Annotated in this window: 14 protein-coding genes; 4 read left to right on the top strand and 10 right to left on the bottom strand. The window is 62.9% G+C overall.

Annotated elements, in window-relative coordinates:
- Positions 1-61 precede the first annotated feature (61 nt).
- Positions 62-2,479: a phosphoadenosine phosphosulfate reductase family protein gene (locus F627_RS0108475; RefSeq protein ID WP_019583840.1), complete on the bottom strand. Its 2,418-nt coding sequence runs from the start codon at positions 2,477-2,479 to the stop codon at positions 62-64.
- A gap of 215 nt (positions 2,480-2,694) precedes the next feature.
- Between F627_RS0108475 and F627_RS16985 the strand changes: the two genes are divergently transcribed.
- Genes F627_RS16985 through F627_RS0108465 form a run of 3 tightly spaced genes read left to right on the top strand, consistent with a single transcriptional unit; the run spans position 2,695 to position 3,490 of the window.
- On the top strand, positions 2,695-2,853 hold the full coding sequence (locus tag F627_RS16985; protein ID WP_155987120.1) for a hypothetical protein: 159 nt from the start codon (positions 2,695-2,697) through the stop codon (positions 2,851-2,853).
- Positions 2,854-3,138 carry an HU family DNA-binding protein gene (locus tag F627_RS0108470; RefSeq protein ID WP_019583839.1) on the top strand — a complete coding sequence of 95 codons (285 nt, stop codon included), beginning with the start codon at positions 2,854-2,856 and terminating at the stop codon, positions 3,136-3,138. It begins immediately after the preceding gene.
- Positions 3,139-3,193: 55 nt separating this feature from the next.
- Positions 3,194-3,490 carry a DUF1294 domain-containing protein gene (locus F627_RS0108465; protein ID WP_019583838.1) on the top strand — a complete coding sequence of 99 codons (297 nt, stop codon included), beginning with the start codon at positions 3,194-3,196 and terminating at the stop codon, positions 3,488-3,490.
- Between the two features lie 102 nt (positions 3,491-3,592).
- Here F627_RS0108465 and F627_RS16440 read toward each other — a convergent pair whose 3' ends face one another.
- The 3 genes from F627_RS16440 to F627_RS0108455 form a co-directional block, all read right to left on the bottom strand.
- Positions 3,593-4,129 carry an NYN domain-containing protein gene (locus F627_RS16440; protein WP_081630744.1) on the bottom strand — a complete coding sequence of 179 codons (537 nt, stop codon included), beginning with the start codon at positions 4,127-4,129 and terminating at the stop codon, positions 3,593-3,595.
- 120 nt (positions 4,130-4,249) lie between these two features.
- Entirely contained in the window at positions 4,250-4,765 is a 516-nt protein-coding gene (locus F627_RS16005) for a DUF3085 domain-containing protein (RefSeq protein ID WP_019583837.1), read from the bottom strand.
- A gap of 22 nt (positions 4,766-4,787) precedes the next feature.
- Positions 4,788-5,162, bottom strand: a complete 375-nt coding sequence (locus F627_RS0108455; protein WP_019583836.1) for a hypothetical protein — start codon at positions 5,160-5,162, stop codon at positions 4,788-4,790.
- A 314-nt stretch (positions 5,163-5,476) separates the two neighbouring features.
- Here F627_RS0108455 and F627_RS16000 point away from each other — a divergent pair, with 314 nt between their 5' ends.
- A complete protein-coding gene (locus F627_RS16000) occupies positions 5,477-6,346 on the top strand; it encodes a BspA family leucine-rich repeat surface protein (RefSeq protein ID WP_019583835.1) in 870 nt (289 codons plus the stop codon).
- 41 nt (positions 6,347-6,387) lie between these two features.
- Here the strand turns inward: F627_RS16000 and F627_RS16980 are convergent, their stop codons facing one another.
- The 6 genes from F627_RS16980 to F627_RS15670 form a co-directional block, all read right to left on the bottom strand.
- Positions 6,388-6,846: a hypothetical protein gene (locus F627_RS16980; RefSeq protein WP_051081490.1), complete on the bottom strand. Its 459-nt coding sequence runs from the start codon at positions 6,844-6,846 to the stop codon at positions 6,388-6,390.
- Between the two features lie 169 nt (positions 6,847-7,015).
- Positions 7,016-7,282, bottom strand: a complete 267-nt coding sequence (locus tag F627_RS15995; protein WP_231370146.1) for a hypothetical protein — start codon at positions 7,280-7,282, stop codon at positions 7,016-7,018.
- 118 nt (positions 7,283-7,400) lie between these two features.
- The gene (locus tag F627_RS0108435; protein WP_231370145.1) at positions 7,401-8,429 is read right to left on the bottom strand and encodes a GIY-YIG nuclease family protein; all 1,029 of its coding nucleotides are present in this window, start codon (positions 8,427-8,429) and stop codon (positions 7,401-7,403) included.
- Positions 8,430-8,659: 230 nt separating this feature from the next.
- Positions 8,660-10,756 carry a DEAD/DEAH box helicase gene (locus tag F627_RS0108430; RefSeq protein WP_019583831.1) on the bottom strand — a complete coding sequence of 699 codons (2,097 nt, stop codon included), beginning with the start codon at positions 10,754-10,756 and terminating at the stop codon, positions 8,660-8,662.
- Entirely contained in the window at positions 10,749-13,526 is a 2,778-nt protein-coding gene (locus F627_RS0108425; RefSeq protein WP_026332071.1) for a DNA methyltransferase, read from the bottom strand. The genes F627_RS0108430 and F627_RS0108425 overlap by 8 nt, the downstream gene beginning before the upstream one ends.
- A 123-nt stretch (positions 13,527-13,649) precedes the next feature.
- The gene (locus F627_RS15670) at positions 13,650-14,066 is read right to left on the bottom strand and encodes a helix-turn-helix transcriptional regulator (protein WP_231370144.1); all 417 of its coding nucleotides are present in this window, start codon (positions 14,064-14,066) and stop codon (positions 13,650-13,652) included.
- Positions 14,067-14,114 lie beyond the last annotated feature (48 nt).

Here is a 14,114-nt window from a genome sequence, read left to right as displayed (position 1 = left end):
GGGCGGATCGTCGTGTTGCAGGGTCAGATTACCGAAAAGCCCCGGCCTGTCGAGTTCTCGATCACGCCGCGAACAAGCCCAACTGCACATCCTCCACGGCCGGGGCCCGCAGGTCAGTCCGCGCCTGCTCCGCCGCCCGAGACCGCCCTCGATGCTCCACCGCCCGACGCCCGGCGTTCGCGTAGGACAGGGCCAGCCCGAAGCGCCACAGGAACCGGCGCGGGTCATGCGGACCCGCCTCCAACACCGTGGCACACCGCGCCTGCACCGTGGCCTCGATCCGCCAGTACAGCGGCGCCAGCGCCGCGGCCAACGGCCCCTGGGTGGCCACTCGGGTCCACTCCTTCCAGTCGCGCGTGAAGCGGCGCAGCCGATCCTCCACCGCCTCGCCCTCGATTTCGGTCAGGCCTTCCGCCTGCGCGGACTCCAGCCCCAGCAGGTGAGCCCGCAGGGCTGGCAACTCCCGCTTCATGCGCGCCCGAGCCTGCCGGATCGCCCGCACATCATCCCGCACCCCGGCCCGCCGGGCGTAGCGGTGATCCAGCCGGCGTTCGCGGCCCTCGGTGGCGTCAGCCTCGGTATCGGCGGCCACCTCCATCCGGCCCTTCAGCGCGGCGTGGTCCGCATCCGGGATGCAGCGTGCACGGATCGCCTCGGGGTCGGCGTCCCCGGCAAGACCCGCCGCCTCCCAGCTCCGCCCGCGCCGAATCTTGGCCTCCATCGACCGGCTCTGACCGGACCCGACCGACACGGCCCCGAAGCGCAGGTAGCGCAATGCCGCCTCGGTACGCGAGGCCACCCGGCCCGCCTGCCAGTCCGCGTTGGTCTGGAGGCTGGTGTTCCATTCGAACGCCAGGAAATTCGCAAGGCCCTCGGCGTCCCAGCCGAAGCGATCGATCTCGTCCATGGCGGCCACCGCCTCCGAGGCGCGCTGGGGGCGATCATCCTCCCGACCATCCGGGCGCAGCCCCTCACCCTTGCCGGGGATCAGGCGATACAGACCGGGGCCGCGGTCAGCGGTCGCCATGTCCGCCACCGCGCCATGGACACCCACGGGACCGGTCGCCGGCAGCGCCGGGTGCCAGAGCTTGGCGGGCGTCTTCTGGGCGGCCACGGTCGGGGTGTAACCGGGGGCGAACACGCGATGCCCCTCGTTCACGACCTCCTCCCAGACCTTCAGCGCCTCGTGCGGCGGGTGGAGGGCGTCCACCGACCAGAGAAAGTCGATCGTGGCGAGGACCTCCTGGGTGACGACCTGGAACTGAGGGGACTGCATACGCTCGATGTAGCGCGCCACCCGCTGTTCGATCAGGTCGGCCTCCGCCGCCGTGGCACGAATGGCCTGCACGCCCGGGTCATTTTCCGCGTCCCCGGCCTTCACCCGGCGGGCAAAGGCCTCGGCGCGTTCGGCCTCGGCCACGTCCATCGAAATCAGCACGGCCAGCAGCCAGCGGGTGGTCTTCGCGTCGTAGTCGGCCGGGATGATCGGGGTGTAGCCGGTCACCGGATCGGTCTTGCGCGAGATCCAGCGCCGGATACCAAAGTCGTTCTGGGTCGCCACCAGCCAGTTGCGCAGGTCATTGAGCCGTTGCATGTAAGCGTACTGGGGCTGCGTGAGCATGGTTTCCATGCTCTTGTCCGAGGAACCGGCCACGGTGCAGGCCCAGCACCCGTGACGGGCCCCGCAGGCCGCCGCAGGCTGCGTCGAGGCCCCGGCATTCACGATCACGCACTCCCCGGCCGAGTCCTTGTACAGGTCGATGGTCTCGCGGAAGTCGCGAGTGAACGCGGAGAACGCCTGCCCCTCACCGGCATTCGCCAGATAGGCCCAGACATCATCCGTGGTCCAGGCGGCGATCGGCGCGAAGGTACGCTGGGTCACGGCCCCGGTCTCCGGATCCTTGATCTCGTTGACGTGTGCGCCCTCGCCGCGCTTCTCCATACGGATCGCGCGCCCGGCGGACTCGTCCATCCGGGTACCCAGCACGACCACAGGGCGATCGGCGTAGCCGGCCTCGGCCAGCCCCGCCTTGGCATGGGCCAGCGCCCGCTCGGCGGGCGTGCGCTTGTAGTCCACCGAGCAGCGCCGATGCGCCCGATTGGCGAAGGTCGGCAGGCGGCGCCCGGAGACGACCTGTACCGGCCACTGGGTCAGCAAGGAGGGCTGCGACACGATCACGCGGACATCGAGGCGCTGACGCCGCGAGAACGCCCGCAGGGCCTCGATCATCTCGTCGGCGTAGGCCCGTACGGCGGGGTTCTCCACGGTGGTATCCGTGTGCAGCACCAGAATCGGCGGTACGGTGCCACCGGCCGCCTGGTGGGCCACAGCCGCCTCCAGCCCCAGATTGAGGCTGGCGGTCGAGTCCTTGCCGAAAGACGTGGCAAAGGCCAGAACCTCGCCAGCGGCGATCAGGGAGCGAAACTTCTCGACGGCGTCATCGCGCAGGTCTTCGATGTCCATGGGGTGAATCTCCATCACCGGCTCCGGGCCGGTATCCGTGCTGAACCGTTCAGCGATGGAGTCACTGTGCCAAATCGCGTCCGCTTGTCGATTTCTTCGCGGCCGGTTTGCATCCCCATCCCAGCCCCATAGCGAGAACCTCTCGTGAGAGTTCCAAGTGAACATCGAGCACCCAAAAGGAAGGCCCGCTACAATCGGCTCGCACCTGAAGGGATTCCAGGCGGGACCGAATGGATTCGGACGCGCGCAGCATCGACCTCCGCTCCAAGCCTTCGCTCGCTCAAGAACTCGACAGCCCGGACATTCCGGGTACGGTGAAGACGTGCAAAAGCTGCACGCAAAACCGGCGGCATCCGCCGCCAACCATCGTTCAACAAAAGGAACCGTAAATGAGCGAAATCATCAGCAAGACCGACCTGGTCGACCACGTTGCAGAGATCGCAGGCATCACCAAGTCTCAGGCGAAGAACGCCATCGATGCGACCTTCGATCGGGTCGAGGACCACGTCCGCAAGGGCCCGGGCAGCAAGGTGCGCATCCACAACTTTGGCACCTTCGAGTCCAAGCACCGCCCGGAGCGCGAGGCCCACAACCCGTCGAGTGGCGGCAAGGTGAAGGTCCCGGCCAAGAACGTACTGGCCTTCAAGCCGACCCCGGCCCTGAAAGACCTGTGAGTCACTGCGGCGGGGGCATTGGCCTCCGCCCTGTTTCGTTCAGACGGAGTATTGCATGGATGCATCCCTACCCCTACTCGTCGGCGCCTGGCTGATCGGGGCGAATGTCCTCTCGTTCGTCCTCTACGGGCTCGACAAGCAAGTGGCCGCCGACACCGGTCGCCAGCGCCGCTCACGGATTCCAGAGAAGACCCTGCTGGCGGTGGATTTCGCCGGGGGATTCCCCGCCGGGTTCATCGCCCAGCGTCAATTCCGACACAAGACCCGCAAGGCGTCCTATCAGGCGAAATGGTGGATGGCCGCCATTGCCTCGACAGGGGCGTGGGGCTGGCTCGCCATCCAGGCGATCTGAGGAGAAAAGCGAATGCCGACCGCCGCCCGAAAAGACGCGGGCGGTTCGTCGTGTTGCAGGGTTAGATTATCGAAAAAGATGGGCCTGTCGAGTTTTCGGGATTCAAGCCGCCTTGGCCAACTTCAAGCGCTTTCTGCACTGCCCAAGATCCACGGCAAGGACGGGCACTTGGGTATTTTGCGGGAGAGAAGGCTGTCGGTTGCACGCGACCATCACCGCCACCCCTGAATCGGAAAGGACTCGTGCCGTCTCAACCAGAACGTTATCGCGGGACAAGACGAGTACCAGTGTGTCGGGGCCGGGCGGGTGCTCCATATAGGTTCCCAGCGCCAGGATAAGTCGAACATCCGCAGAATCCTTGCGAACTGGCACGGAGAATGTCTCGACCTCCGGAACGTCAAAATCCTTCAGCCATCCACGCCATCCATGGTTCTGTTTACGACCAATCGCATTGCCGGCGATCACGGCCCGGCGAATCTGATGTCCATGGGCCTGAAGAAAAGAGCATACGGCCCACCCAGCCAGGCAACTTTGGTTGTCGGCGTCGACGAACAGATCGACCTGGCGCCCCTTCGGCCCCAACACCCCTTTTTTGCTGCACCCAGGCGGAGTGACGATCGAACATCCATGATGTTTCATCAATCATGCCCTGCCGGCTCCGGGCCGGAATCCGCCGTCCGAAAAAACGCGGGCGGTTCGTCGTGCTACAGGGCCAGAGTACCGAAGACCCCGGCACTGTCGAGTTTTCGAGCGAGGGTGTTATGCGACAGCGATCCCCTGCCGAATCGAGAACGCCATCTGCCCATCGGTGAACGTGACTACCAGACCGTCTTGATCAGTGGGCGAGAATTGTTCCTCCAGACTGTCGAAGAACGACAGTGGGATCTTGTCCACGCCATCGTCGCCGCCGAAAGTGTCCTGCTTGGTGTCGTACCAGTCGGGGTCCCGCTCGGGGTCGCACCCAAGCGCATACACCACCGCACGGCGCTCCCCACCGTCTTCGGGAGCCATGAGATCGGGGATACCGGAACTCATCAGATAGACCCCATGGTCCCCCACCAGCAGCAGACCCGCCTCAGACGGGGGATTGGCACATACGCCGGGCGATTCCGACATGACCCGGAACGCTTCCCAGTCGTTGCTGGCATGCCCGGCCTCGATAATAGCCTGAACGCGCTCCGCGAGCGTCGGCTGCCATCGGTCGCACTGACGAGTGTGTTCGATCAGGGGCTTGATCGCGCCCCAGGGGAAAACGAGCGAGCTGGATTCACCCATGCGGGGGACCTCCTTCGTGGGGTTAGGTATCGAGATGCTCCGGCCAGTTCGCCACGAACGGCTTCAGGTCGGCAAGGGTGAGCCGCTGGCGGAAACGCTTGTCGCGCCAGGATTCGGCGGGCCAGGTGTCGCCCTCGAACACCTCGCCGTCCGGCTCCAACCAGCGCAGCAAGACCTCCGCGTTACGAAAGAACCCGGCGTAGTGGTACCCGAGTTCGGGGCTTAGCTGAATCCCTTCGATGCACATGCGATCGCGTGGCGAAAGGGTGCGCAGAAGATCGATCAGCGGTGACTCCACGCGCATCGGACGCGGCACGCGGCCGGTGGTCTCGAAATCGATCAATTCGCGCGGATTGCGCATCATGTGGCGAATGGCGCCACTGGTGGGATAGGACATGGGGCGCTCCTGTTGCGCCGGCTCCGGGCCGACCCGCCGCCCGAGGTGACGCGGGCGGAACGTCTTGATTCGGGTTCCAGAATACCGGCATCGGGGCAGTTGTCGAATTCTTCGATCCCGCCACGAGCCTGAGAAACGGCATTTGACGGCACCCCCCCCAGTCGTCGGATCATGAGAACAGGACTATCAATGGATCGATGGCCTGTTGCGCGCGCACGGAGGCGACCCGGACCCCTTCCCATGGGGTCGCAACACAACACCCCGAAGTGCCCGGCAGTCGGCCTTTCTGATCCCCACGGAAAAGGAATGCCGTTATGCGTACCCAACCCCTCGCCCTCACCGCCGCCCTTGGGCTCCTGCTGACGGGGCTGGCCGCGCCCGTCGCCGCCGAGACCGCCCCCGCATACAAGATCGTGCTGCCTTCGACTCAGGGAGTGGTGAGCGCGGCTTCGGCATCCGATGAACCCGAATCCGCCGCCGAAGACTGCTATGACCCAGAAAACGTTGGGAAGGTCGGGCAGTGGTCGGGGTGCGATGGGATGCTGATCGTCAGTACCCAGCAGCTTCGGGATGCGGCTCCCTTTACCGGTGATGGAAGCCTGAAGATCGGCGACTACACCTTCAAGGATGACGACAAGAACATCTTTACCGGGCAGGTAACGGATCTGTCTTCGCTATTCTTAAATTCGGATTTCAATGATGATATTGGATATTGGGACGTAAGCAATGCTACAACAATGCTTAATCTATTCCGTGGAACAACTCAATTCAATCAATATATTGGGGAATGGGATACAGGCAATGTAGAGGATATGAGGGCGGTATTTTTAGGCGCGGAAGAATTTAATCAAGATATTGGGGGGTGGGATACAGGCAAGATGCGGCGTGCCTGGCGCATGTTATCGAATACCAATAAATTTAACCAAAACATTGGGGGATGGGATACAAGCAATCTTGATTCTGCGAGTGGGATATTCATGAACACAAAGGCATTCAACCAAGATATTGGTGGATGGGATACAAGCAATAATCGTCACTTCCGTGATATGTTCAGAAACGCGGAATCGTTCGATCAAGACTTGAGCGGTTGGAGTGTGGAGAAGATGGAGAATAACGAAAATTTCGCACAGGGATCCCCCCTTGAGGGTGAGAGATGCCCTGTCGAAACATGGCCGGGGTGCTGATCGCCAAGCCCTAGCGGCTCACCCACGAAGGTGGCTCGACTTTACGCCAAAACCCACACACCCGAAGACGCCCAGGCGGCTTCCCGAGACTCCATCCAGCGCTCCAAAGAGAATCCCTGAAGGGTGTGCAATCGGGGCGTGAGGTCGCTGACCTCCAATTCGGCCAACTCCTCGAAGGCCTCCTGGACCCGGGCGTTGTACTCCAAAATGATCGGGGCGACGGCCTCCGCATTGTCCTCGCGAAACCGTAGCGCCTCCCGCAAGGCCTCTTCCCGACTGACCGGGCGGGCTGTCGTGTTATAGGAGAACGCCCGGGCCATTCGACGCCCGGTACCAACATCCAGGTGTTGAACACGGAACAGCCAGCGCCCCCGGTGATGGATCTCTGAAATGCGCGCATGCCCCGTGTTCGTTCGAGCGCGTGCATCGTCCATGTTGGGCTGCATAATAACCATCGCTTTTGATGCGAAGGGATGCGCCGCATAGAGATCGTTTCGCATGCGAAGCGCGTGGCGCAAAGACTCGGGTCCCAACCCATTGATCCGACCGTTGAGGTGGCGCCCTCCTTCCCCGTCCCACGAAAACACGACATAGCCGTTATCGACGCGGCTGACGCCCAGGAACGGGGTTTTCTTGTCGGTGATCTTGATACCCGCCTCCTTGATCGAATTAGTGGGCCTTCCAGGGCTGGAGATGCGGGATGGCCTCAACCTCCCGATACCGCCCCGGCCATCGCCCCTTCAGCCCGCCCCGCGTCCAGGCGGTGATAACGAAACCGCCACCCTGGTTGTGCTCCGGGAGCTGACGGTCGGATTGCTCGATGGCGATGTGCAGCGCGAACGGGGTCTCGGAGTCGTCCTCCCAGAGCAGCTCGAGCGCATCCTTCGCCTCGCCGCCCTCGAACGGTTCCCATGGACCGCGGGAAACGATCACCATCCTGGCACCCTTCATCTCGCGGATGATCGGCTTCTGGCTGTCGGGGACGAGCAACCGACCGGCGCCCGCGTTCCAGGAAAAGTAGAAACGAGGGCCTGGCCCTGGTTTTGGATGGTGATCATGGGATGGGGCCTTCAGGTTTTTTGGGTACCACCCGCCCCGAAATCTTGTCGAGGCGATATTTCGTGATGGTGCCATTCACGATGGCCTCGACGACCTGGATGGCGGATTCAGGGGCGACCGCGAACCACTCGCGCGGATGAAACACTTTGCCCTTTCGGCTCTGCAAGGCGATCGACAGGCGCCGATCCGCAAGAAAGCCGTGCACCAGCCCTTCGAACTTCCGGGGGTCGAGGTTGTAGCAGGCAAAGGACTCCACGACTTCAACCGGTCCTTCCAGGAAGGCCGGGTCGTTCTCGGCGTTGGCAATGCGATCCGCCACCTCGCCCTCGGTGTACCCGATCTTGACCAGATCCCGATACTCCCGCAGGGCTGGATGCGCGCTGCGCGATCGCAGGATATAAATGGTGCCGCTACGGTGGTCATGATGGGACAGCCCCGCCATCCGATCCGCTTCAAGATCCGGATCCAGCACGCGCCGCCCATTCTCGTCGGCGTACAGCGCCTTGCCCAGCGAGAACTTCAGCAGATTGGTTTCCGTGCCGTTGTCGAAAATCACCCGCAAACGGGGATTGCTGGGATCCACGTCGGCCCGCGCGTCAATCACCTGGTCGACCAGGCATAGCAGGCCACTGACGATGAAGTAGTCGCCGACATCGATCTTGCTCTCGAACTGAAACCGCGCCGTCTCGGCCGCGCCGGATTCAAGACGCTCTTGAATCCGCCGGAACAGGGGCTCGAAGCGCAAGAAATCCTCGCAGGGGCGGCGCTGGGCGATCCCGTCTGGCGGGGTGTGCCCCTTCGACCGTTTCCCGAGGTGGCGCGACTCGAAGATCGATTCATCCCCGGGATCGAGCAGCCCCAAATCATCGTCGTCCCAGATGTCGTCCAGGCTTTCGATCGAGGCCGCCGGCACCGCAACGGCATTATCACCCGGCCCTGACGCCTCGTCTGACCCGGCTGTTTCTTCTGAACGCGGTGCAGCGGCCAGAAGACCGTGCCGGTCGTGTTCGGACAGGGCCTCCACGAGCGAGGGGTTCGCACGGATACGCGCCAGGCGACGGCAAAGGCCGCGCTCCTCCACGGAACCCTGATCCGAAGGCTCCCGGCCGTGCTGATCCATGAATGCGTTGATCGCCTCAAAGCCTGCCGCCAGCCGGCCCTCCCGGGACTCCGACTGCACCGGGGTCCGGACCTTCAGGAGCCCCAGGTCGTCGGGCTCCTCCAGCACTTCATCGAGGGACCGATAGCGGGCCATTACCCGGTCGCCCCTGCCCGCTCCCGCTTCTTGTTGCGGATGAATGCCAGCGCTTCGGCGTAGCGGACCTCCACCGGATCATGCGAGTGCATCGATGGATCCCGCCCCTGCTCGCTCTTGAAGGCCTTGATCCTCGGCCAGAGCACCACCGCTTCTTCCTCGGACATCTGGATGCGCCGGCTACTGACGACATCCTGGATGGTCTTCAGCATCGAGGCGGTCACCGATTTGGAGAGTACCTCGAAGGCACCCCGGAACGGGTTCACCTGGTCGATCATGTCGAGGTTCAGATCCTCGATATTGATGAAGCGATTCCCCATGCGGACGAACTGCCGAGTGCCCGTACTTTCGCCCGTGGTGACTGGCGGGTGGCCCGTGCCGGTATTCCCATCGTCGTAACCAGCCCCGGTCAGTGGACTGCCCTCACCCGATTCAGCGCTTTGGCCTGATGGCTCGGCAATAACGGCGCCCTCGGGCAAGTCCTCTTCGTTCACGATCCCGCCCGACGAGTTGATCGCGAGCTGGGTCTGAATCCCCGACCGGATGAATTCGACCTCGTCCTCGTGCAAATCCGGATGTTGCTGGCGGATCACTTTCGGTAGCTCGACGCGGCTGGCGTAATCATCCTCCATCCCGGGGTCGACCGCGGACGTGGCCACATCGGGCTTCTGGTGCAGCGCGGCCACGATGTCATCACCGCTGTTGTTGAGGATGTCGAGAACCCGCTTGCTAGGCTTCGGCCCGCCTTCCTCACCGACCTGGATGGTACCGGGCTCCACCAGGGCACCGGGGCCCGGCTCGCGTGGCCGGAACTGGAAGGTGGGCGCCATGACCTGCTCCATCAGCAGGGAGACCGTTATGGACTTGAGCATGTTATTGACCGCGACCTTTACGTCGTCGTCTTCGGCATCCGGCTGCGCGATCAGGTTGGTAAACTGCGCATGAGTCTTGCCGGGGGCGTCACGGGTCGCGCGGCCGATGATCTGCACTACCTCCGTCATGGATCGGCGATAGCCGATGGTCAAGACATGCTCGCACCAGGGCCAATCGAAGCCCTCCTTCGCCATGCCGAGCGCGATGATGATGTCCACGTCCTCGCGGTCTTCCACGGTTCGCAGAAAGTCCATCACTCGGTATCGGTGCTTGAGTTCGTCTTCGACGAGGTTGGCGACCTTGATGAGGCGGCCATCCGCCCGGCGCACATGGATCAGACCGGTGGCGTCATCCTCGTGGTCGACCTCGCCGATGGCATCGATGATGGAATCCACCTCGGCATACTTGTCGGTCGTGGATTCGGCCGAGTTGACGTTCGGAATGTGGATGAGCGTCTTGCGATCGCTGTCCAGCACCTCCTTCAGTGCCTCGATGTAGAGACCCTGGTAGAAGTGATAGCCGATGCCGAGGCTCTTCAGATAGCGATAGCCGTTGAGCTGCTCGTAGTAGGTGTAGGTCACCTTGCCGAACACCGCTTCATCCTCCGGCAGAAGGATCGGAACGGTGTCCCCGCGGAAATAGGAACCCGACATGGCGACGACATGGGCCGTCGAGTGATGCATCAGCCCATCGATCAGGGCCCCCAGGCGGTTCTCCTCGTCGGCGCTGACATGATGGAATTCGTCAATCGCGACCACGATGCCATCAAAGGCCTGCGCCCCCAGGCGGTCGTAAGCGAACCGTAGCGTAGCGTGCGTGCAGACCAGGGTGCGATCCGCCAGGTCCTCGGCGGATGCCCGCACGAAACGCTCAAAGGCATCGACCTTCTTGTTATCGGACCCCGAGGTGCACAGGTTGTGCTCCGGCCGCACCTGCCAGTCGGCAAAAAAGCCGTGCTCGGTCAGGGCGGTGTTCTTGAACGAGTTGCCGATGGAGCGCTCCGGGACCGCCACGATCGCCTTCTGAAGCCCCTGGTTCAGGAGCTTGTCGAGGGCGATGAACATTAACGCCCGGGATTTCCCGGAGGCCGGGGGCGCCTTGATCAGGAGGTATTGCTGGTCTCGGGATTCGAAGGCGCGTGCCTGCATCTCCCGCATACCCATGGAATCGGTGGACGAGCTGGTGCCGGTCTGGCCGTACTCGACGCGGATAAGATCAGGCATTTGCGGCTCCTTGCTCCTGCTGAATCAGTTGTTCGTATCGCGCCAGAAGGTACTCCTGGCGTTCGGCCTGGTCACGGAAGGGCTTCGCCCGGTACAGCCGCTCGACCGCTTCATCGAGTTCCCGGTGCGCCTTGCGCAAGGCATCCGGCATTTTGTCGGGGTCATACATCTCCGCCATGGTCCACTCGAAGGTCTCCTCCCGAGCGAGAAGCACCTCCTCGCCCAGTGCCTCGATTTCGGAGCGCTGGCGGTCGGTCGCCGGGGGCCAGGGGAAGGTGTTGTAGACGAGCTTCCCCGAATAGCGATAGTCGCTTTTTAGACGACCACCCACGAGCCGTAGCCAGTCCATGTGCATCTGGGTGGAGAGGATGGCGAAGTCGTAGGTGGTGCTATCAGGGATGATCTGAACCGAATCTGCGGCAATAACATCGCTCCCAAAAAAACCAACCGGCGCGTATTCTCGGCGCTCAGACGTGTGGCGAGGGACGAGGATGTACTGCTTAGGGTTGTTGGTGTCGCGGAATTCGTGAGGGTTCTCCGCAAGCTGACGAGCCCCGGCATCTCGGCTTTGGAGTCGCTTCTCGCGCACTTTCTCTACTCGCCCCCGAACCAGCGGCATCGCATCGATGTCCTGCTCGGTGGCACCAACCAGCCACAGACACCAGCGATCTTTCCCTTTCAGGAATTCATCCGCGCCAAGCAGCCGCTTGATCCACTTCGCGGCCTGGGGCTCAGCCGCGATCAGTTCGTCCTTTTCCTGGGTCGTGAGCATCAGGTGGCCACCGTCCACGGGCTTGTTCCCGTACACCATCGGCGAACTCGCGACCAGGGGGTTGCTGCGGCTCTTAACGACCGTGTCCGTTCCTTCCAGCAGGTAGGGGCTGATGTTCTTGACCCGCTGGTAGCGCCACTCCCCTTCCGTAAACTTGTAGATCGTCCGATCACCGCGGGCGAGTGAAGCCCCGCCATCCGTCAGGCCCACCACGATGACGTGGACACCGGCGTTGCCCCGAGCACTGTTCTTCCACGCAAACGTCTGGTAGGCGAAACGGATCTTGACGCCGAGATCGAGGATGTAGGGCCACAGCATGGCGACCTGCTCGCCCTGGCAGATCGAGTTCGTGGACACGAAGGCGCACTGAGCCTCGGTGCCCCGGATGTACTGGGCGCCCTTCCAGAACCAGGAGGCCACGAAGTCGAGGTAGCGATACTTCCGGAATCCGGAAAACACCAATTCCATAGACGCATTCTGTTCGTCCGAGCGTCCGTTGGCACCGAGGAACGGCGGGTTGCCGCAGACATAGACCTCCGCCCCGGAATCGACCGGGCACACCTTCTTCCAGTTCAGGTGCAGGCTGTCACCCAGCGCAATGCTCCCACTCGACTTCAGCGGCAACGCTGGCTCGGCATACCCGAATTCCTCGCGGAACTCGAGATTCATCTGGTGCTCCGCCAGCCAGAGTGAAAGCAGCGCAATCTCGTGGGCGAAATCGTCGATCTCGATACCGTAGAACTGCTCCAGGCGGATGCCGCTCATATAGATGTTGCGTTGCGACGCGGGCGCCATGAGCGGCTGCTGCCCTGGCTTGTCGAACATCTCGTCCTGGGGTTCAGGGATCAATGGCTCCGGCGTATCGGCGCGATCCAGCGCCTTGAACACCGCCATCTCCAGCCGGCGCAGCTCCTTGTATGCCGTGATCAGGAAATTCCCGGAGCCGGCCGCCGGGTCAAACACCTTCAGGGAATGCAGGCGCTCCAGCAGCCGATTGAGCTTCTTCGGGCTCCCTTCGGCCTTCTTGAGGTCCTCGTGGAGCCCGTCCAGAAACAGTGGACGCAGCACCTTCATGATGTTGCTGGGGGACGTGTAGTGCTGACCCAGGCTGCCCCGCTGTTCCGGGTCAATCACGGACTGGAACATGGAGCCAAAAATGTCGGGGTTGATCTCGGACCAGTCGAGCTTGCCCGCATCCCGCAGTAGGCGACGCGCCCGCCCGGCCATCTTCGGCACCGGGAGATCCTGCTCGAACAGGCCGCCGTTGACGTACGGGAACGCGGCCAGATGCGCCGGCCGATCCCCGGGGCGCTCCGGTTCATTCAGAACCTGGAACAGCTCACGAAGGAACAAGTGGGCGTTCGAGCCATCCTCGGCCGTGTGGCTCAGGAAGGCCTCGGTGAACTGGTGTTTTTCGAAGATCCCCGTGTCTTCCGCGAACAGACAGAACAGGATGCGCGTCAGGAAGACATTGAGGCCATGGATATCCTCGGGGGTATCCAGAGGGTTCCGGTCACGCAGAAGGTCACAGAAGCGCCCCATGCGATCCGCCGCCTTTACGTCCGCCACGGCCTCGGTATGCATCTGCACCCGCTCCTGGCCCGCCAACGGCAGGAAGAAGCTGTACTGGCGCGGGATCTCCTGGAAACCGAACTCGACCCGATCATCCATCGCGCGATCGAAGGCCATCACCGTGTCGAAGTCCGTAACGAAGACGAACCGCATGGAGTGACGCTCGATCCGCCCGGAGGCCAGGAGCGCATCGAAGGCCGCGGATACGCTCTGCCCCGCCGGCACCGGCAGGAAGTAGAGCTTGTTTCGGAGCGCGACCGCCCCCGGTTCGTCGGCGACGTTCCGGTTGCCGGTGCCCTTGCGTAGCTGGGTTACCGTCGCCCGCGGGAAGTCGTACAGCTCGAGGAAGCGGTAGATGAACTCGTCACCGGCGCCGGAAACTGCCGTTTCGAGGCCCTCCATGATCTTTCCTTGATTCACTGCCATCGGTCACTCCCTGGTTGGATGGTGCCCAGCGTATCGTCCACGAACCAGTTGTCGAGTTCTTCTAGTGCGACCCTTCACACATAGTGACGCGGGGAGCCCCTGGCGACGCCGTGCCGAGGCCGCTCACCCGCCCTTGTTCTGGAGAATCTCCATGATCGCCATGGCCTGCGCGGGGGTGACCGCTTGGTTGACCTGCACCCACATCCGGCTCGGGTCCGAACTCGACTGGCGGATCTCAAGGGCCGGCGCGGCCCCATCCCTACCAGTATCGTTCACACCTCCCACGAATCCGGGGAGCAGATCCGATACCGAGCAGCCGAGCACCCGCGCCATTTTCCTTGCGTTTTCGGGGGAGGGATGAGACCGCCCCTTGATGTAGGTCGAGATGGCATCCCGACCCATCCCGCAGGCCCGCGCCAGATCGGATTGTCGCCAATTCCGCTTTGCCAGTTCATTCCGAAGTCGCTCCGGAAGCGGAATCGATTGGCTCGACCCTGAAGCGCGGTCGCCCTGCTCAAAGAAATCGTCGGTACTGTTCATACGGAGCCCCTTGCTCACGTGAAAAATTGCCGGGTGCGCCACCCAAGG

The sequence above is a fragment of the Thioalkalivibrio sp. ALE16 genome (assembly GCF_000381305.1).
In the GTDB taxonomy this organism is placed as follows: domain Bacteria; phylum Pseudomonadota; class Gammaproteobacteria; order Ectothiorhodospirales; family Ectothiorhodospiraceae; genus Thioalkalivibrio.
Note: the sequence above shows the minus strand (reverse complement) of the source record. Positions and strands in the feature narration are given on the sequence as shown.